The sequence below is a fragment of the Actinoplanes derwentensis genome (assembly GCF_900104725.1).
Classification (GTDB): Bacteria; Actinomycetota; Actinomycetes; order Mycobacteriales; family Micromonosporaceae; genus Actinoplanes; species Actinoplanes derwentensis.
The window spans coordinates 4,677,532-4,695,843 of record NZ_LT629758.1; the positions used below are offsets into that span (position 1 = coordinate 4,677,532).

Annotated in this window: 20 protein-coding genes; 14 read left to right on the forward strand and 6 right to left on the reverse strand. The window is 70.2% G+C overall.

What is annotated here, in order from left to right:
* Positions 1-72: 72 nt before the first annotated feature.
* Both BLU81_RS20765 and BLU81_RS20770 read right to left on the reverse strand, forming a co-directional pair.
* Positions 73-1,110, reverse strand: a complete 1,038-nt coding sequence (locus BLU81_RS20765) for an LLM class F420-dependent oxidoreductase (protein WP_092546198.1) — start codon at positions 1,108-1,110, stop codon at positions 73-75.
* The gene (locus BLU81_RS20770) at positions 1,110-2,189 is read right to left on the reverse strand and encodes a Zn-dependent alcohol dehydrogenase (protein ID WP_092546199.1); all 1,080 of its coding nucleotides are present in this window, start codon (positions 2,187-2,189) and stop codon (positions 1,110-1,112) included. The genes BLU81_RS20765 and BLU81_RS20770 overlap by 1 nt, the downstream gene beginning before the upstream one ends.
* Positions 2,190-2,279: 90 nt before the next feature.
* On the opposite strand from BLU81_RS20770, the gene BLU81_RS20775 reads away from it, so the two are divergent.
* The 5 genes from BLU81_RS20775 (at position 2,280) to BLU81_RS20795 (ending at position 5,835) form a co-directional block, all read left to right on the forward strand.
* Positions 2,280-2,888 (forward strand): TetR/AcrR family transcriptional regulator, encoded by a 609-nt coding sequence (locus tag BLU81_RS20775; RefSeq protein WP_092546200.1) that lies wholly within the window; start codon positions 2,280-2,282, stop codon positions 2,886-2,888.
* Between the two features lie 46 nt (positions 2,889-2,934).
* Positions 2,935-3,696 carry a glucose 1-dehydrogenase gene (locus BLU81_RS20780; protein ID WP_092546201.1) on the forward strand — a complete coding sequence of 254 codons (762 nt, stop codon included), beginning with the start codon at positions 2,935-2,937 and terminating at the stop codon, positions 3,694-3,696.
* A 1-nt stretch (position 3,697) separates the two neighbouring features.
* Positions 3,698-4,624 (forward strand): SDR family NAD(P)-dependent oxidoreductase, encoded by a 927-nt coding sequence (locus tag BLU81_RS20785; protein ID WP_092546202.1) that lies wholly within the window; start codon positions 3,698-3,700, stop codon positions 4,622-4,624.
* Positions 4,625-4,647: 23 nt separating this feature from the next.
* Positions 4,648-5,100, forward strand: a complete 453-nt coding sequence (locus tag BLU81_RS20790; RefSeq protein WP_373873335.1) for a pyridoxamine 5'-phosphate oxidase family protein — start codon at positions 4,648-4,650, stop codon at positions 5,098-5,100.
* Between the two features lie 108 nt (positions 5,101-5,208).
* Positions 5,209-5,835, forward strand: a complete 627-nt coding sequence (locus BLU81_RS20795) for a TetR/AcrR family transcriptional regulator (protein WP_231954673.1) — start codon at positions 5,209-5,211, stop codon at positions 5,833-5,835.
* On the opposite strand, the gene BLU81_RS20800 is transcribed toward BLU81_RS20795, so the two are convergent.
* The 3 genes from BLU81_RS20800 to BLU81_RS20810 are packed head-to-tail and all read right to left on the reverse strand — an operon-like array spanning position 5,824 to position 9,209.
* On the reverse strand, positions 5,824-6,849 hold the full coding sequence (locus BLU81_RS20800; protein ID WP_172890585.1) for an MBL fold metallo-hydrolase: 1,026 nt from the start codon (positions 6,847-6,849) through the stop codon (positions 5,824-5,826). The genes BLU81_RS20795 and BLU81_RS20800 overlap by 12 nt on opposite strands.
* Positions 6,850-6,899: 50 nt before the next feature.
* The gene (locus tag BLU81_RS20805) at positions 6,900-8,408 is read right to left on the reverse strand and encodes an aldehyde dehydrogenase family protein (RefSeq protein ID WP_092546204.1); all 1,509 of its coding nucleotides are present in this window, start codon (positions 8,406-8,408) and stop codon (positions 6,900-6,902) included.
* Positions 8,409-8,444: 36 nt separating this feature from the next.
* On the reverse strand, positions 8,445-9,209 hold the full coding sequence (locus BLU81_RS20810; protein ID WP_092546205.1) for an SDR family oxidoreductase: 765 nt from the start codon (positions 9,207-9,209) through the stop codon (positions 8,445-8,447).
* 49 nt (positions 9,210-9,258) lie between these two features.
* On the opposite strand from BLU81_RS20810, the gene BLU81_RS20815 reads away from it, so the two are divergent.
* Genes BLU81_RS20815 through BLU81_RS20830 form a run of 4 tightly spaced genes read left to right on the forward strand, consistent with a single transcriptional unit; the run spans position 9,259 to position 12,555 of the window.
* Positions 9,259-9,996: an enoyl-CoA hydratase family protein gene (locus BLU81_RS20815; protein WP_092546206.1), complete on the forward strand. Its 738-nt coding sequence runs from the start codon at positions 9,259-9,261 to the stop codon at positions 9,994-9,996.
* Positions 9,978-10,820 carry a CoA transferase subunit A gene (locus BLU81_RS20820; RefSeq protein WP_373873336.1) on the forward strand — a complete coding sequence of 281 codons (843 nt, stop codon included), beginning with the start codon at positions 9,978-9,980 and terminating at the stop codon, positions 10,818-10,820. The genes BLU81_RS20815 and BLU81_RS20820 overlap by 19 nt, the downstream gene beginning before the upstream one ends.
* Positions 10,817-11,509: a CoA-transferase subunit beta gene (locus BLU81_RS20825; protein WP_092546207.1), complete on the forward strand. Its 693-nt coding sequence runs from the start codon at positions 10,817-10,819 to the stop codon at positions 11,507-11,509. The genes BLU81_RS20820 and BLU81_RS20825 overlap by 4 nt, the downstream gene beginning before the upstream one ends.
* 53 nt (positions 11,510-11,562) lie before the next feature.
* A complete protein-coding gene (locus BLU81_RS20830; RefSeq protein WP_231954799.1) occupies positions 11,563-12,555 on the forward strand; it encodes an NAD(P)H-dependent flavin oxidoreductase in 993 nt (330 codons plus the stop codon).
* Here the strand turns inward: BLU81_RS20830 and BLU81_RS20835 are convergent.
* A complete protein-coding gene (locus tag BLU81_RS20835) occupies positions 12,539-13,660 on the reverse strand; it encodes an acetyl-CoA C-acetyltransferase (RefSeq protein ID WP_092546209.1) in 1,122 nt (373 codons plus the stop codon). The genes BLU81_RS20830 and BLU81_RS20835 overlap by 17 nt on opposite strands.
* Positions 13,661-13,724: 64 nt before the next feature.
* Here BLU81_RS20835 and BLU81_RS20840 point away from each other — a divergent pair, with 64 nt between their 5' ends.
* The 5 genes from BLU81_RS20840 (at position 13,725) to BLU81_RS20860 (ending at position 18,290) form a co-directional block, all read left to right on the forward strand.
* Complete coding sequence (locus BLU81_RS20840) at positions 13,725-14,822, forward strand: acyl-CoA dehydrogenase family protein (RefSeq protein ID WP_092546210.1); 1,098 nt, start codon at positions 13,725-13,727, stop codon at positions 14,820-14,822.
* The gene (locus tag BLU81_RS20845; RefSeq protein WP_092546211.1) at positions 14,822-15,676 is read left to right on the forward strand and encodes an acyl-CoA dehydrogenase family protein; all 855 of its coding nucleotides are present in this window, start codon (positions 14,822-14,824) and stop codon (positions 15,674-15,676) included. The genes BLU81_RS20840 and BLU81_RS20845 overlap by 1 nt, the downstream gene beginning before the upstream one ends.
* A complete protein-coding gene (locus tag BLU81_RS20850; protein WP_092546212.1) occupies positions 15,673-16,542 on the forward strand; it encodes a TIGR03619 family F420-dependent LLM class oxidoreductase in 870 nt (289 codons plus the stop codon). Before BLU81_RS20845 ends, BLU81_RS20850 begins: the two co-directional genes overlap by 4 nt.
* Before the next feature lie 218 nt (positions 16,543-16,760).
* A complete protein-coding gene (locus BLU81_RS20855) occupies positions 16,761-17,222 on the forward strand; it encodes a hypothetical protein (RefSeq protein WP_092546213.1) in 462 nt (153 codons plus the stop codon).
* 123 nt (positions 17,223-17,345) lie between these two features.
* Positions 17,346-18,290, forward strand: coding sequence for a 2-phosphosulfolactate phosphatase (locus BLU81_RS20860; RefSeq protein ID WP_231954674.1), 945 nt, complete (start codon positions 17,346-17,348; stop codon positions 18,288-18,290).
* Positions 18,291-18,312: the final 22 nt, after the last annotated feature.

The following is an 18,312-nucleotide window of genomic DNA, read 5'->3' on the forward strand; positions in this document are numbered from 1 at the left end:
CTGAGGTACCCACCCAGGACCGCTCACTCCCGGCTCCCGGCGTTGTCTGGTGGCGTACGTCGGCCCGAAGCTCTAGACCGCTCGGAGCAGGTCTCGGAGCGTGGCGACGTCCTTGACTCGCTCCGTGCGGGTGGGGGCCAGCGGGGACGCCAGCAGGGTGGTGACGCCGGCCTTGGCGAAGTCGGCGAGGCGACGGCGGATCGTGTCGGGGGTGCCCACCAGGGAAGTCGCTGCCACCAAGGGGGCGGGAACGGCGGCTGCGGCTTCGGAGCGGTGGCCGGACAGGAACAGGTCCTGGACTCGGGTGGCCTGTTCGGCGTAGCCGTAGCGGCGTACCAGATCGTTGGAGAAGTTGCGGTTCCTGGATCCCATGCCGCCGAGGTAGAGCGCCAACTGGGCACGATGCCCGCCCAGCAGTTCGGGGGTCGGGTCGCCGACGGCGAAGGGCACGGGAACGCTCACGTCCAATGGGGGCAGTGCCGGGTCGCGGCGGGACCTGCCGTCGGCCAGGGCGTCGCCGAAGACCCGGTCGGCGGAGCCCGGGTCGAGCCACAGGGCCTGCCAGCCGTCGGCCGTCTCGGCGGCCAGGGCCACGTTGCGGGGGCCCATGGCGGCCAGCAGGATCGGGATCCGTGGCCGTACCGGACGGTTGATGATCTTGAGGGGTTTGGGGTGGTCGCCCGGCAGCGGGATCGTGTAGTGGGCACCGTCGAAGGTCAAGGGCTCGCGGCGCCAGACCCGGCGGCAGATCTCGACGGTCTCGCGGGTGCGGGCGAGCGGCGCGTCGTAACGGACCCCGTGGAAGCCTTCGATGACCTGTGGTCCGGAGGCGCCCAGGCCCAGGTTGAAGCGGCCACCGGAGACGTAGTCGAGCCCGGCCGCGGTCATCGCGAGCAGCGTCGGCGTGCGGGTGTAGAGCTGCATCACCCCGGACGCGAGTTGCATGTCGCGGGTGCGGGCGGCCAGGAAACCGAGTTGGCTGACCGCGTCGAAGCTGTAGGCCTCGGGGACCACGACCAGCTCCGCGCCGGCTTCCTCGAACTCGACCACCTCGTCGACCGCGGCGGCGAAGCCCTCGCCGCTGTAGCCGAGCTGGATTCCGAGACGCATCAGGGCGTGATGATCACTTGGCGGATCACGTCGCCGCTGCCCAGTGCGGCCAGGGCCTCGCCGACCTGGTCGAGGCGCAACCGGCGGCTGATCATGCCCTCGATGTCGAGGCGCCCGGCCCGCCAGAGCGCCAGCAGGCGGGGGAAGTCGCGGTGTGGCTCGGCCGAGCCGTAGAGCGACGGGAGGATCCGTTTGCCTTCGAAGAGCAGTTCGAACGGGCTGAACTCGACCTGATGCTCGACGCGACCGGCGCCCACCACGATGACGCTGCCACCCCGGCGGCAGACGGCCCACGCGGTGCGGAGCGTCTGCGGCACGGCCACCACGTCGAAAGCGTGGTCGAAGCCCTCCGGCACCACTTCCATCTGCAGGTCGCTCAGTTCGTCGGGGCCGGCCGTGTGGGTGGCGCCGAACCGGCGGGCCGCGTCGTGCCGGGCCGGAACCGTGTCCACGGCGACGATCACGGCCGCTCCGGCGAGACGGGCGCCCTGGATCGCGGCGATGCCGACACCGCCGCAGCCGATGACGACGACCGTGTCGCCGGGGCGTACCCCCGCGGTGTTGATCACGGCCCCGACGCCGGTGGTGACCCCGCAGCCGACCAGGGCCGCCACCTCGTAGGGCACGTCGTCGTCGATCCGGACCGCGCCGGCTCGCGGGACCACCATCTCCTCGGCGAACGACCCGCACCCGGCCATCCCGAAGATCTCCTGGCCACCGGCGGTGAAACGGGGGATCACGTAACCGGCCATCACGTGCGTCATGCACAGGTACGGCTCGTTGCGGCGGCAGTGGGTGCAGCTGCCGCACGCGGGCAGCCAGTTGACCGCCACCCGGTCACCGGCGCTCAGGTCGTCGACGCCGTCCCCGACGGAGATGACGTCACCGGCCGCCTCGTGGCCGAGGACCGCGGGCACCGGCTGCGGCAGGCCGCCCTGGATCGCGGAGAGGTCGGAGTGGCAGACGCCGGAGGCGCGCACCTTGATCCGAACCTCGCCGGGGCCGGGGCCGAGCACTTCGACGTCGTCGCGAAGTTCGAGTTTCTCATCGCCGATCGTGTGCAGAATCGCCGCGCGCATCCCGGCACCCCCTCAGAAATTAGAACGCGTTCTACGCTAACGAGCAGGACGGAACCAAGCAAGCGTTCGCTCAAGAGACATAATCGGCCGGTGACACCATCCCGAAGCCCGTCCGAGCGGCGCACCCGTCTCGTCCAGCTCGCCGGGGACCTCTTCGCCGCGAAGGGGTTCCGGGCCACCACCGTGCGCGAGATCGCGGACGCGGCCGGAATCCTCTCCGGCAGCCTCTACCACCACTTCGACTCCAAGGAGTCGATCGGGGACGAGATCCTCAGCGCCTTCCTGGAGGACGTCCTCGCCGGTTACCGCGAGGCGGTCCGCGCGGCGCCCGGCCCGCGAGAGGCGATCGAGCTGATCGTACGATCCAGCAGCGCCACCCTGGGCCGGCACCGGGCCGCACTGACCATGCTGCAGAACGACTGGAACTACTTCAGCGGCCAGCCCCGGTTCGCCTATCTGCGCACGGCCATGAAGGAGATCGAGCAGACCTGGATCGACCAGCTGGAACGCGGCAAACAGACCGGGGTGTTCCGAGCCGATCTGGACGCCCGGCTGGCGTACCGGCTGCTCCGCGACATCCTGTGGATCCCGTCGTCCCGGCCGTCGGCGACCTGGACCACCGAGGAGATCGTCGACGGTCTGCTGCGGTTGCTGTTCGACGGGATCACGGCCTTCAGTAATCGACGGTCTTCGGTCTAAGCTGCAACCAAGCAAGCGTTTGGTTCGGCTCCGATCAGGAGGCGCGATGGGGCGGCTGGACGGCAAGGTTGCACTGATCACCGGCGGGGCCCGTGGCATGGGCAAAGCTCATGCCCGGCACTTCGCCGCCGAGGGCGCGCTGGTGGTGATCGGTGACGTGCTCGACGAGAAGGGCCGATCGGTCGCCGACGGGATCGGCACGCAACGCTGCAGGTTCGTGCATCACGATGTGACCAGTGCCGACGACTGGGCGGCCGCCGTCGACACCACGCTGTCGTCCTTCGGGCGCCTCGACGTGCTCGTCAACAACGCCGGCATCCTGCGGCACGCTCCCGTCGCGGAGATGGATCCGGCCGAGTTCCGGCAGGTCATCGAGGTCAACCTGATCGGCACATGGCTCGGCATCCGGCAGGCCGTCGCGCCGATGACGGCCGGTGGAGGCGGTTCGATCGTCAACATCTCGTCCATCGAAGGGTTCGCCGGGGCGTCGGGTCTGTCCGCCTACAGCGCCAGCAAGTTCGGTGTCCGTGGCCTGACCAGGTCGGCGGCTCAGGAACTCGGGCCGCACGGCATCCGGGTCAACTCGGTGCACCCCGGCGGGGTGATGACGTCGATGGCCCTGACCGCGGCACAGGCGATGACCGGGGTGGACCCGGGCGGATTTCTCAAGGCGCTGCCGATCGCCCGGTTCGCCGAGCCGGTCGAGATCTCCCGGCTGGTGGCGTTCCTGGCGTCCGACGAGTCGTCCTACACGACGGGGGCCGAATTCCTCGCCGACGGCGGGCTCCTGAGCGGACCGGGGTACTGAGATGCCGGGCGAGCAGTCCTTCGACGGGCGGGTCGCGATCGTCACCGGCGCCGGGCAGGGCCTCGGCGAAGTGGAGGCGCTGGCACTGGCCGAGGCCGGTGCCCGCCTGGTCCTCAACGATCTTGCCGGGCCGTCGCTCGACGCGGTCGTCGAGCGGGTCCGCTCGGCCGGTGGCGAAGCTGTCGCCCGCCCGGGCGACGTGGCCGACTGGTCGACCGGGCAGGCCCTGGTCAAGACCGCGGTGGAGACCTTCGGCGGGCTGGACGTGCTGGTCAACAACGCCGGGGTGCTCCGCGATCGGATGATCTTCTCGATGTCGGAGCAGGAGTGGGACACGGTCGTCCGGGTCCACCTGCGCGGGCATTTCGTGACCACCCGGTTCGCAACCGCCTGGTGGCGGGACCGCAGCAAAGAGGCCGGTGGACCGGTGTACGCGCGGATCGTCAACACCGCTTCGGAGGCCTTTCTCCTCGGCTCCGCCGGGCAACCCAACTACGCCGCGGCCAAAGGGGGGATCGTTTCGCTCACCCTGGCGACGGCCCGGGGTTGTCTCAGACATGGGGTACGGGTGAACGCCATCTGCCCGCGGGCCCGTACCGCGATGACCGGCGAGCTGATGGGGCCCGCGCCCAGCGGACCGGATCCGCTGTCTCCGTCGCACGTGGCTCCTCTGGTCGTGCACCTGGCCGGTCCGGCGGGCGCTCTGATCACCGGTGAGGTCTTCGTGGTGCACGGCGACATGGTGGCCGTCATGGGGCCGCCGACCGTGCGGGCGGTCTTCCACGCGACGGCCGGCCATTGGACGGCCACCGAACTGGACGATGCCCTGAGCACTGTCTTCACCGCCGATCCACCGAGTCCGGGCTTCGTCTGCGAGGAGACGATTCCGCTGGCCGAATCCACTTTCGGCGAGCCCTCCCGACCGTGACGGCGCCGCGATCGGAGGTCACGGTGAAACAACGCGCGACGGTCACCATGGCCGACGATGAGATCGGGGCGTTTCTCGCGCGGGCGAGGAAGGTGCAGATAGCGACGATCAACCCGGACGGGACGCCGCATCTGGTGACGATGTTCTTCGGGCTGGACGCGGGGCGGATCGCGTTCTGGACCTATCGAGCCTCGCGGAAGGCGCGCAACCTGGCCCGCGATCCCCGGCTGACCTGCCTGGTCGAGGACGGTGAGGACTATTTCGAGCTGCGGGGCGTGCAGGTGAGCGGCGTGGTGACACCGATCGACGATCTGCCCGGGGTCACCGGGGTCGGGCGGCTGATCGCAGAGCGGATACCGGACGTCCCACCGGATGCCCTGGACGCCTACGTCGCCCACGCGGCCCGGAAACGCACCGCGTATGTGGTCGATCCGGTCCGGGTGGCCAGCTGGGATCACCGCAAGCTGCCGACCTGACCGGCGATGGCGCGTGTCCGTCGAGACCATTGGTGAAAGTCGGCGGTGGCCGGGTGATCACATCGCCCTAGACTGAGCGCCGGCCGGTCGATCAACGGGAGGAGCGTCGTGGCTGCTTCGCCCATGGGCCGGCCTCGAGATCCCGAGGTCGACGAGCGGATCACCCGGGCGGCGGCCGAGGTGTTCGGCGCCGAGGGGTGGGCGCGGTTCTCGGTGGACGCGGTGGCCCGCAAGGCCGGGGTGGGGAAAGCCTCGATCTACCTGCGGTGGCCCAACAAGGAAGCGCTGCTGGCGGCGGTGTTCGCGTCCCGGCTGTCCGGGGTGCGCGACATCGACACGGGTTCGCTGCGCGACGATCTGGTGGCGCTGGCCCGGCAGGTGCTGCGCGCGTTCCTGGACGAGGCCGGCGGGTCGGTGCTGCGGCTGATGCTGGAGGCGGAGAGCATCCCGTCCGGGCCCGAGCACCTGGATCGGTTCCTGCAGTCGCAGGCGACCGCGGCCCGGGCGATAGTGCACCGGGGCATCGACCGGGGCCAGCTGCGCAAGGACACCAGCGTGACCCTGCTGCTGGACACGATCAGCGGCGGCGCCCTGAACCACGCGCTGGTGGCCCCGGCCCGGTTGCGGGCGAAGGTGGCCCGTGGCGCCGACCGGTACGCCGAGGAACTGGTCGATTTCGTGCTGGCGTCGGTGGCGACAGCCGAGGCACCGCCCGCGGCCGGGTCAGCCGGGTAGTAGACGCTGGGTGCCGTCGGCGGCCTGCTTGCGGGTCAGGGTGCCGGCTTTGATCAGGAGTTCGACGTGGGCGGCGGTCTCGGCCACCGCGGCGACCTTCATCGGGCCGATCTCGGACCACGGGCGAGACCAGCTCAGGGCCGCCGCGAGCGGCCAGATGCCGGGGGCGCCGAGTCGTTCGACGGTGGCGACGATCTCGGCGCAGCGGTCCCGGTGGTGGGTGGTCAGTTCGGCGGCTCGGGCGGCGATCCCGTGGAAGCGGTACTCGTGGCCGGGCAGGGCTTCGCAGTCGTCGTAGGCGGTCACCTTCGCCAGCGACTCCAGGTAGTCACCGAGGGGGTCGCCGCCACTCAACTGCAGGCCGATGTTGGGGCTGATCCGGGGCAGCACGTGGTCTCCGGTCAGCAGCACCTGCGCATCGGTGTCCAGGAGGCAGAGGTGGCCGGGGGTGTGGCCGGGAGTCCAGATCGCCCGGATGTGCCGGCCGGTCAACGGGACCAGGTCGCCGTCGCCGAGCATCACGTCGGGGTCGGCCAGTGGAGCGAAGTGCTCGTCGACGGCTGACCCGAACGTACCCAGAAGGTCGTTGATCTCGGTTTGTGGCACGTGGAGGTCGCGCAGCCAGCCGGTGAGGGCGACGCTCGGCGCGGTGTCGCGGTCGCGCAGCATCGAGTCGCGCTCGGCGGGGTGCATGGCGACCCAGGCACCGGAGGCGTCGCGGAGACGGGCGGTCAGGCCGTGGTGGTCCGGGTGCACGTGGGTGAGCACCACCCCGGTGACGTCGGCGGCCGTGGCACCGGCTTCGGCCAGGCCGGCGAGCAGCGCGGCCCAGCCGGGGTCGCTGTCCCAGCCGGGGTCGACCACGACCAGGCCGTCGTCGCCGGGGATCAGGTAACTGAGGGTGTAACGCAGCGGGTTGTTCGGGATCGGCACCGGGACGGACACCAGGCCACCGGCGAGCTTCTCCACCGGCGGCAGTGTCCTGGCCCGCCAGGCGGCCTGCTGAGCGTTCATCCCCGAGCCCCTTTCCTAGACGGCAACCGTCTAGGAACGAGACCCTAGCATCACATCATTTCGTCCGAGGTCGGGATCAGAACCGTCTTCAACTCGGTGTAGGCCTCGATCGACGAGCGGCCGCCCTCGCGGTTCAGGCCGGACTGGCCGTGACCGCCGAACGCCACATGCGGCTCCAGCTGGTAGCCGTTGACACCCACCGTCCCGGCACGCAGGGCCTTCGTCATCCGGAACGCGCGGCGCACGTCGGCGGTCCACACGGTGGCGGCCAGGCCGTACGACGTGTCGTTGGCCAGTCGGATCGCCTCGTCCTCATCGGTGAACGGGATCACCGCCAGGACCGGCCCGAAGATCTCCTCCCGCGCGATGGTGGCGTCGTTGGAGACGTCGGCGAAGACCGTGGGCTGCACGAAGTTGCCGGCCGCCAGCTCGCCGTCGAGACGGTCACCACCGACGATCAGGCGGGCGCCCTCGGCCCGGCCGGACTCGATGTAGCCGAGCACCCGGTCCAGCTGGCGCTCGTTGATCAGTGGCGACGCGGTGGTCTCCGGGTGGAACGGGTCGCCGTAGTTGACCAAGGCGGCCATCGCTTCGACGATGGCCAGGAACTCGTCGTAGACGTCCCGGTGGACCAGCGCCCGGGTGTGCGCGACGCACGCCTGCCCGGAGAGCCCGAGAGTCACCGTGCCCATGGTGGTGGTGGCCGCCGCGTACACGTCAGCGTCGGGGAAGACCACCGACGGGCTCTTGCCGCCGAGTTCGAGGCTGACACGTTTGATGCCGTTCGCGGCGGCGGCGAGCACCTTGCGGCCGACACCGCGGCTCCCGGTGAAGGTGATCTTGTCGATCAGGGGGTGGTTGATCAGGGCGTCGCCGGTGGTCTCGCCGGGGCCGGTCACCACGTTGAGCACGCCCGCCGGCAGCCCGGCCTCCTCGATGATGCGGACCAGCCGCAGCACCGAGAACGTGGCGAACTCGGAGGGTTTGAGTACGACGGTGCAGCCGGCCGCGAGCGCGGGGGCTAGTTTCTGCGCGGCGAGCAGCAGCGGCCCGTTCCACGGGATGACCGCGGCCACCGCCCCGACCGGTTCGCGCAGGGTGAACACCATGTGGTCGCCGCCCTGATAGCCGGGCAGCGTCTCGCCGCCGATCTTGTCGACCCAGCCGGCGTGGTGTTCGAAGATGTCGGCCACGCATTCGACGGACATCGCGTAGGTCTCGCCGAAGCTGACCGGCACCCCGTTGTCCAGTGCGACCAGGGTCTGCAACTCCTCGGCGTGTCCACGGATGCCGTCGGCGATCCGCCGCAGGACCCGGATCCGGTCCTTGGCGCGGGCCCGCGGCCAGGGGCCGTCGTCGAAGGCCGCGCGCGCACTGCGGACCGCCGCGTCCACATCGGCCACCCCGGCGATCGCGAACGTGCCGACCTCTTCGGCGGTGGCCGGGTGATGATGGGTCCAGAGATTGCCGTCACCGGCCGGGCGCCACCGGCCGTCGATCAGAAGTTCCCCGGCACTCAGGCCGGCCTCGTCGCGTCTGGCCTTGATCGAGAGCACCATGCCGAGCCTCCGAACGCCGCAATTCTGCAACAGGTTCTATTTCTCGGCACGGTACGCCGTGTCCCGGAGGTCCGCCAGATACGCCGGCCACTCGCCGCCTCCGTGCACGGCGAGAGAGGCGCCGGTGATGTAGCCGGCGAGCGGCGAGGCCAGCAACAGGCAGGCACTGGCGACCTCACCGGGAGAGGCGGCCCGGCCCATCGGAACGGTGCGGTCGATCGTCGCGGCGGCACCCGGCACGGGAGTCTCCGGGGAGGCGCCGACCGGGCCGACCACCAGGTTGTTGACCCTCACCAGCGGGGCCCACTCGGCGGCCAGGCTGGTGGTCAGGTGATGCAGGCCGGCCTTGGCGGCTCCGTAGGCGGCGGTTCCCGGCGACGGGCGGGTGCCGCTGACACTGCCGATCATCAGGATGACCCCGCCGGTGGACTGGGCGCGCATCACCGTGTTGGCGGCCTGTGAAACGTGCAGCGGCGCGATCAGGTTCAGCTCGATGATCTTCGCGTGCAGGCGGGGTGAGGCGGTTCCGGCCGGCACCGACGGGCTGCCGCCGGCGTTGTTGATCAGGACGTCGAGCCGCCCGAACCGAGTCACCGCCGCGGCGACCAAGGCCGAGGCTTGCGCCGGATCACGTACGTCAGCGGGAAAGAAGTCACCCGGTGGGACGGCAGACGGTGACGTGCGGGCGCACACCAGGACGTCGGCGCCCGCCGAGCGGAACGCGGACGCGATGACGGCACCGATGCCGCGGGTGCCGCCGGTGACGACCACGGCCCGGCCCGCGAAGTCCAGAGGGTCCATGTCGATCGATGCTAGCCACCCAAGCAAGCGCTAGGTTAGCCTGACGCTCGTGGGCATTGAGCTGCAACGCGGCGAAATCGCCGAAGTGATCGTGGACTTCCCGCCGGTCAACGCGGTGCCGGCGGCCGGCTGGCACGCCATCGCCGAGGCGCTCGCCGCCGCCGGTGCCGATCCGACGACGCGGGCCGTCGTGCTCGCCGCCGAGGGCCGTGGCTTCTGCGCGGGCGTCGACATCAAGGAGATGCAACGCGCGGACGGTCACGAGGCACTTCTTGCCGCGAACCGTGGTTGCGCTGCGGCGTTCGCGGCGGTCTACGACTGCCCGGTGCCGGTGATCGCTGCGGTGCAGGGGTTCTGCCTCGGTGGCGGGGTCGGGCTGGCCGGCAACGCCGATCTGGTGGTGGCCGCCGACGACGCGACGTTCGGGCTGCCCGAGGTCGATCGCGGGGCCCTCGGCGCGGCCACCCACCTGGCGCGGCTGGTTCCGCATCAGTTGATGCGGACGATGGTCTACACGTGCCGGCCGGTGACGGCGTGGGAGCTGCACCGGTTCGGGACGGTTCTCGAAGTGGTACCACCGGCCGGGCTGCGACCGGCCGCACGCCGGGTCGCCGCCGAGATCGCGGCCAAGGATCCCCTGGTCATCCGGCGGGCGAAGGAATCACTGAACGGCATCGACCCGGTCGACGTGAAGCGGTCCTACCGGTTCGAGCAGGGCTTCACCTTCGAACTCAACCTCAACGGGGCCGGCGATCGGGGCCGCCGGAGATTCCTGGAGGAACGGTGAACAAGGTCGGCAGTGTCGAGGACGCGGTCTCCGAGATCCGGGACGGCATGACGATCGGCATCGGGGGCTGGGGGTCGCGGCGCAAACCGATGGCCGTGGTCCGGGCGATTCTGCGATCCGGGCGAAAAGATCTGACCCTCGTGTCGTACGGCGGCCCCGACGTCGGGCTGCTGGTGGCGGCCGGAATCGCACGCCGGGTGGTCACCGGTTTCGTCTCCCTGGACAGCATTCCCCTCGAACCGCATTTCCGCCGGGCCCGCAGCGAGGGCACGATCGCTTTGACCGAGTACGACGAGGGAATGCTCTACTGGGGACTGCTCGCCGCCGCCAACCGGCTCCCGTTTCTGCCGATTCGCGCGGGCCTCGGGTCCGACGTGATGCGGGTCAACCCGGCGCTGCGGACGGTCCGCTCCCCCTATCCGGACGACACCGAACTCGTGGCTATGCCCGCGATTGCCCTGGACGTCGCGTTCATCCACCTGAATCGTGCGGACCCCGGCGGCAACGGCCGCTATCTCGGCCCCGATCCGTATTTCGACGACCTGTTCTGCCTGGCCGCGAAGCGCCGATTCCTGTCCTGTGAACAGATCGAGACCACCGATGATCTGATGTCCGGCGGCCCACCACAGACCCTGCTGGTCAACAGATCGATGGTCGACGGTGTCCTGCACACCCCGAACGGCGCCCACTTCACCAGTTGTGTGCCCGACTACGAACGGGACGAGGCGTTTCAGCGGGAGTACGCCGGCACCGACTGGGACACGTTCCGGGCCCGCTATCTCGACGGCGGCGAAGCCGACTATCAGCTGGCGGTCAAGCGATGACCCGGGCCGAGACCTGCGTCGTGGCGTGTGCCGAGGCGTGGCGTGGGGACGGCGCGATCCTGGCGAGTTCGGCCGGGCTGATCCCACAGCTGGGGGCCCGGCTGGCGCAGTCGACGTTCGCACCGGAACTGCTCGTCACCGACGGTGAGGCGACCCTGTTACGGGACGGCCGGGCCGAGGGCTGGCTGCCGTACCGGACGGTGTTCGCGATCGTCGCGGCCGGCACCCGGCACGTGATGATGGGCGCGAGCCAGCTGGACCGGTTCGGCAATCAGAACATCTCCTGCGTCGGGCCCTGGGAGAAACCGAGATCGCAGTTGTTGTGTGTGCGCGGCGCCCCGGGGAACACGGTGAATCATCCGGTCAGCTACTGGATCCCACGCCATTCGCCGCGGGTCTTCGTCGAGAACGTCGACATGGTCTCCGGCGTCGGCCACGACCGGAACGCGCACGAGATCCGCCTCGTCGTCACCGATCTCGCGGTGCTGGACTTCGCCACCCCGGACCGGTCGATGCGGCTGCGATCCACCCATTCCGGCGTGACGGTCGGCGACGTGGTGGCCGCCACCGGATTCACGCTGACCATTCCGGAGCGGGTGTCGCAGACCCGTGAACCCACCGGGGCGGAACTGACGCTGATCCGCGACCATCTGGACCCGTCGAACGCCCGGGAACGGGAGATCCGGTGAGGACCGCGCTCACCGATCTGCTCGGTTGCCGGCACCCGATCGTGCAGACCGGAATGGGTTACGTCGCGGGCGCACGGCTGGTCTCCGCGGTCGCCGAGGCGGGCGGATTCGGCATCGTCGCGTCCGCGACCATGACCCTGGACGAGCTGCGCGACACCATTCACCGGATCAAGGACCGGACCGGAGAACCGTTCGGCGTCAACATCCGGTCGGACGCGCCGGACGCCTCGGAACGCGTCGAACTGCTGATCCGGGAACGCGTCAGACTCGCCTCGTTCGCTCTCGCGCCGTCCCGCGAACTGATCCACAGATGCGCCGGCGGTGGAGTGCTGACGATGCCGTCGGTCGGGGCGAGGCGGCACGCCGAGAAGGTCGCGCAATGGGGAGTCGACGCGGTTCTCGTGCAAGGCGGTGAAGGCGGCGGGCACACCGGGGCGGTTCCGACGACACTTCTGCTGCCGCAGGTGGTCGACTCGGTGGGGATTCCGGTGGTGGCGGCCGGTGGATTCTTCGACGGGCGGGGGCTGGTCGCCGCCCTCGCCTACGGGGCCGCCGGAATCGCGATGGGAACCCGGTTCCTGCTGACCGCCGAAAGCCCGGTGGGGGTACGGGTCAAACAGCTCTACCTCGACGCGAACGTGACCGGGACCGTGGTCACCACAGCGGTGGACGGGGTACCGCATCGGGTGCTGCGAACGGCGTACGTCAATGGTCTGGAGAAGTCGGGAACCGTCGGCGCGCTGCTCAGATCGGCCCGGCACGCGGTCGCGTTCCGGCGTCTCGCCGGGCTCACCTGGCCGCAACTGCTGCGCGCCGGGCGCACCGCACGGCACGGCCGGGAATTGACGTGGGCACAGACGCTGATGGCCGCCGGCACACCGGTTCTGTTGCGCACCGCGATGGTCGACGGGCGGCCGGAATTCGGGGTGATGTCCGCCGGTCAGGTCGCCGGGCTGATCGACGACCTGCCGACCTGCGCCGCGCTGATCGAACGGATCATGAAAGAGGCGGCGGAGGGCCTGGACCGGCTCACAGACGCTCGATGACCGTCACGTTCGCCTGGCCACCGCCCTCACACATGGTCTGCAGGCCGTAGCGGCCACCGCACCGTTCCAGCTCGTGCAACATGGTGACCATCAGCCGGGCGCCGGTCGCGCCGAGCGGGTGCCCCAGGGCGATCGCGCCGCCGTTGACGTTCACCCGGGCCGGGTCCGCACCGGTCTCCCGCAGCCACGCCAGAACGACGCTCGCGAATGCCTCGTTGACTTCGAAACGGTCGATGTCACCGATGGAGAGCCCGGTTCTCCTGAGCGCGTGTGCCGTGGCGGGAATGGGCGCCGTCAACATCAGGATCGGGTCGTCACCCCGCGCCGAAAGGTGGCGGATTCTGGCTCGCGGGGTCAGATCGTGGGTGCGGAGGGCCTTGCCGTTCGCTATCAGTAGAGCGGCGGCCCCGTCGGCTGTCTGGCTGGACATCGCGGCGGTGGTGGTGCCGCCGTCACGCAGCGGCCGCAGAGCCATCATTCTCTCGATGGTGGTGTCCCGGCGGGGGCATTCGTCGTCCTCCGCCCCCTGGATCTCGGTTTTGAAACGGTTGCTGTCGATGGCCGCGATCGCCTTGTGGTGACTCTCCAGAGCGAATCGCCGCATCTCCTCGGGGGTGATGGACCACTGAGCCGCAATGGCGTCGGCACTATGGAACTGGTCCACCAGGTCGGATCCGTAACGCTTCGCCCAGCCACGGCTACCTTGGTAAGGACCTTGCGGGGCCATCGCGCTACTGATCGGGACCTGGGTCATGTTCTGCACTCCACCGGCCACGATCAGGTCGGCGGTACCGCTCATCACCGCCTGAGCGGCGAAGTGCACGGCCTGTTGTGACGAGCCGCACTGCCGGTCCACGGTCACACCGGGAACGTGTTCTGGAAGACCGGCCGCCAGCCAGGCCGTCCGGGCGATGTCACCGGACTGTGGACCGACCGTGTCGACACAGCCCAGGATGACGTCGTCCACGGCGGCCGGATCAACACGTACGCCATTGATCAAGCTCTTGATGATGCCGGCGGCCAGATCGGCCGGGTGCGTGGCGGCGTGCATGCCGTTGCGGCGGCCCACCGGAGTACGCACGGCGCCGACCAGATAAGCCTCCACTGTTGACGCCCTCCCGCTCGCTCATGGTAGAACGTGTTCTAACTTACCGGGATCGGGGTGCGCCATGCACGTCGGATACACGCCCGAACAGGAGAAGCTGCGGGCGTCGTTACGGGACTACTTCGCCGCGCTGATGACACCGGCCCTGCGAGCGGGCCTCGACAGCGGCGGCGGTGAATACGGGGACGGGATCGCGTACAAGCAGATCGTCCGTCAACTGGGCCGAGACGGATGGCTGGCGATCGACGGGCGCTCCCGTCTCGACCAGCTGATCTTCGCCGACGAGGCGGCGCTCGCCGGGGTGCCCGTGCCGTTCCTCACCCTCTACACGGTCGGGCCGACGATCGCCCGGCACGGATCGGCCGCACTCCGCGCCGATTTGATCCCCCGCATCGAGGCCGGGGACGCGCACTTCTCGATCGGCTACTCCGAACCGGAAGCCGGCACCGACCTGGCAGCGCTGCGGACCCGGGCGGTACGCGACGGCGACTCGTACGTGATCAACGGCCAGAAGATGTGGACCAGCCTGATCCAGTACGCCGACTACATCTGGCTCGCCTGCCGCACCGACCCGTCCCAGCCACGGCACAAGGGCCTCTCCATCCTGGTCGTGCCCACCGACGCACCCGGATTCTCCTGGACACCGGTGCACACCGTCGCCGGGCCGTCGACCAGCGCCACCTACTACTCCGACGTGCGGGTGCCGGCTGCCGCGCTGGTCGGCGAGGAGAATCAAGGCTGGCGGCTGATCACCGACCAGCTCAACCACGAACGGGTCGCCCTCACCTCGGCCGCGCCCCTGCAACGGGCCCTGCGCGAGGTCCGGGACTGGGCTGCGGAGACCGGCGCGCTCGATCAGGAGTGGGTACGCCTGCACCTGGCCCGGGTGCACGCCAAGACCGAGGCGCTGAAACTCTTCAACTGGCGCGCGTGCGTCACCGACGGCACTCCCGCCGCACCACGGGCCTCGGCCGGCAAGGTGTACGGCACCGAGCTGGCGATCGAGGCGTACCGCCTGCTCATGGAGGTTGTCGGCCCAGAGAACAGCCGCATCGAGCGCCTGTATCGCTCCTCCCTGATCCTCACGTTCGGTGGCGGCGCCAACGAGGCGCAGCGCGACATCATCGCCGCCGGCGCCCTCGGCCTCCCGGTCCGGCGCTGATGAACTTCTCCTACTCGCCGGCCGCCCAGGAACTCGCCGACATGACCCGTGACCTGGCCTGTTCCGGCCGCCCGCTCTGGCCGGCCCTGGCCGAGGCCGGTGTGCTGGCGGCCGCCCTGCCGGAACGAGCCGGCGGCGACGGGCACGGCCTGCCCGAACAGTGCGCGATCCTGGTCGAACTGGGCCGCGCCGCCGCCGCCGTCCCCTACCTGACGTCGATCCTCACCGCTTCGGCCGTCGCCCATTTCGGCACCGACGAGCAGGTGGAGACGCTGGCGATCCCCGCTTCCCGGGGTTCCCTGATCCTCACACCGGACCTCCGGCCTTCTCCCGCCGGCGCCGCGTGGCTGTCTCCCGCCGGTCCCGCCTCGCTACCTCCCGCCGGTGCCGCCTGGCTTTCTCCCGCCGGTGCCGCCTCGCTACCTCCCGCCGGTGCCGCCTGGCTGCGTGAACGCCTCACCATCGGCGCCGCCGCGATGCAACTCGGCATCACCGAACGCGCCCTGGAGATGACCGCCGACTACGCACGCGAACGTGTCCAGTTCGGCCGCCCGATCGGCTCCTTCCAGGCCGTCGCCCAGCGGCTCGCCGACGCGTGGATCGACGTCGAGGCCCTACGGCTGACCCTGTGGCAGGCCGTCTGCCGGCCGGAAACCGCCGAGATCGCGACCGCCGGATTCTGGGCCGCCGAGGTCGGCCACCGGGTCCTGCACACCGCGGTCCACGTACACGGCGGTGTCGGCATCGACCTCGAATACCCGCTGCACCGCTATTTCCTGGCCGCCGAAAAAATCGAGTTTCAGCTCGGCGGCGCCACCCGTCAACTGCTCGACCTGGCCGAGGTGCTGCCATGAGATTCACCCTGGGAATCGCCCTGAGCCCGCTCGATCAGCTGACCGAACTGGCCCGCACCGCCGAGGAATGCGGCTTCGCGTCGATCGCCCTCCCGGACTCACTGTTCTATTCTGAACACGTCTCCGCCTCCTATCCCTACACCCCCGACGGCAGCCGTTTCTGGAACGCCGACACCCCCTGGCCTGATCCGATGGTCGCCGCCGCCGCAATGGGCGCGGTCACCTCCCGGATCCGCTTCTACACCCAGGTCCTCAAACTCGACCCGCGGAATCCACTGCTGCTGGCCCGCCAGATCGGATCGGTCGCGGTGATGACCGGCAACCGTTTCGGCCTCGGTGTCGGCCTGGGCTGGTCGCCGGAGGAATCCCACTGGTGCGGCACCGGTTTCCGGGACCGCGGCGCCCGCGCCGACGAGGCCATCGACATCATCCGCCGGGTCCTGGCCGGCGGCATGGTCTCCTTTCACGGCAAACACTTCTCCTTCGAAAAGCTCCAGATGAGTCCCGCCCCGACCGCCCCGGTCCCGTTCTACATCGGCGGCCACACCGAACCCGCTTTGAAACGGGCCGCCCGCATCGGTGACGGCTGGTCCTCCGCGATGATGCGATTCGACGACCTGCGCGAAACCATCACCCACCTCACCGAACTCCGCGCCGCCCACGGCCGCTCCGAAACACCCTTCGAGATCCAGGCGGTCTGCATCGACCGCCCCGGCCTCGACGGTTTCCGCCAGCAGGCCGAAATCGGCGTGACCGACGCGATCGTCGTCCCGTGGCGCCGATTCGACGCCTCACTCCAGGAGAAGCGCGACGCCCTGCACCGCTTCGCGGACAAATTCATCACCCCCCTTTCCGGTACGCCATAGGGGCCCACAAACGCAGCCACCCGCTCGGTCTCGACCACGCGAGGCGGCCGCTACTCCGGGCCGACCCGCGACCGCCGGGCTGTCGCGGTGGTTCCAGTGTGGTCCCCGCCGAGCAGCGCCGGCCTCGTCGTCCACAGTCGGCGGACCTTCGCAACACTTATCCACAGGCCGGCAAATTCCGAGGCGGACCGGCGTCGCGGCCGATTACCGTCGGCCGCATGACGGATCTCCCCTTCTTCGCGGACGGCCCGGCACCGGGCGTCGACCTGAGCCTGTTCGGCCGGTTCACCGGCTCGTGGGAGCTGGACTGCACCGAGTTCGAGCCGGACGGCACCTCCACCGTGCACCATGGCGAGTGGCACTTCGGCTATGCGCTGGGCGGCCACGCCACCACCGACGTGTGGATCCTGCCCGGCGTCGAGCACGGTGTCAGCGTCCGGTTCCCCGACCCGTCCGCTGGCGACGGCGTGTGGCGCTCGACATGGATCGGCCCCGGCCGGCGACGCGTGCACAGCTTCCTGGCCGCGCCGTCACCCGGCGGCATAACCCTGGACGGCGGCGATCTCCGCTGGACGTTCCACCGCCTCCGGCCGTCCAGCTTCCTCTGGCGCAACGAGGCCCGGAACGACGACGGCTCCTGGCGTCTGCAGCAGTCCTTCGAGGTCTGGCGGATCCACTGACCTGCCGACCCTCCCATCACCTTCGGACCGTGCCCACTCACCACCTTCGGACCGTGACCACTCATCGGTCGGCACCGGCACACCCGGCACCAGCGCGGGCCCGGATTCGGGCATCATGCTGACGTGAATATCAATCCCTACGCGCAGACGCCGTCCACGATCCGGTTCGAGTGGGGCCCGGCCGGCGCGCGCACGATCGGGCCCGGTGCCGCGATCGTGGCCGTCGTGGACGTGCTGTCGTTCACTACCTCCCTGACGGTGGCGGCGGACCGGGGCATCGAGGTGTTCCCGTTCCGATGGCGGGACGAGCGGGCCACAGTCTTCGCCGCCGAGCACCGGGCCACCCTGGCCGTGGGCCGCTCTCAGGTCGGGCCGGCGAACCCGGTCAGCCTCTCCCCCGTCACGATCCGCGCCGCCTCCGGTGTCGAGCGCCTGGTCCTGCCGTCGCCGAACGGATCAACGATCGCCCGGATCCTCGCCGAGCAGGGCGCCACCGTCATCGGCGTCTCGCTCCGCAACTCGCGGGCGGCCGCCGCCTGGACGGCTCGCCGGCTGGGGACGCTTCTCCCTCCTGCCGAGGCGCAAAAGTCAAGGGAGCCGACGGCCAGCTCACCCGGGCCGGGCGAGCTGCCGGTCGGCTCACCCGGACCGGGCGGACTGCCGGTCGGCTCACCCGGACCGGGCGGACTGCCGGTCGGCTCACCCGGACCGGGCGGACTGCCGGTCGGCTCACTCGGACCGGGCGCCGTGGCAGTGATCGCCGCGGGGGAACACTGGGCGGAGGACGGTGCGCTGCGGCCCGCTGTCGAGGATCTATGGGGTGCGGGCGCGTTCATCGCCGGCCTGGTCGCGGAGGGTGTGCTCGGGTTGTCGCCCGAAGCGCTGGCCGCGGTCGCCGCCTATCACCAGGCGAATGCCGACATCCGGGCCGCGTTGCGGGACTGCGCGAGCGGCCGGGAGCTGATCGGCGGCGGCTATCCCGAGGACGTCGAGACTGCCGCCGAACTCAATGCCAGCAGTGTCGTTCCGCTACTCGACGGCGAACGATTCCGGCCAGCCGTCTCCTGACAACCCGTCGCCCGACAACCGT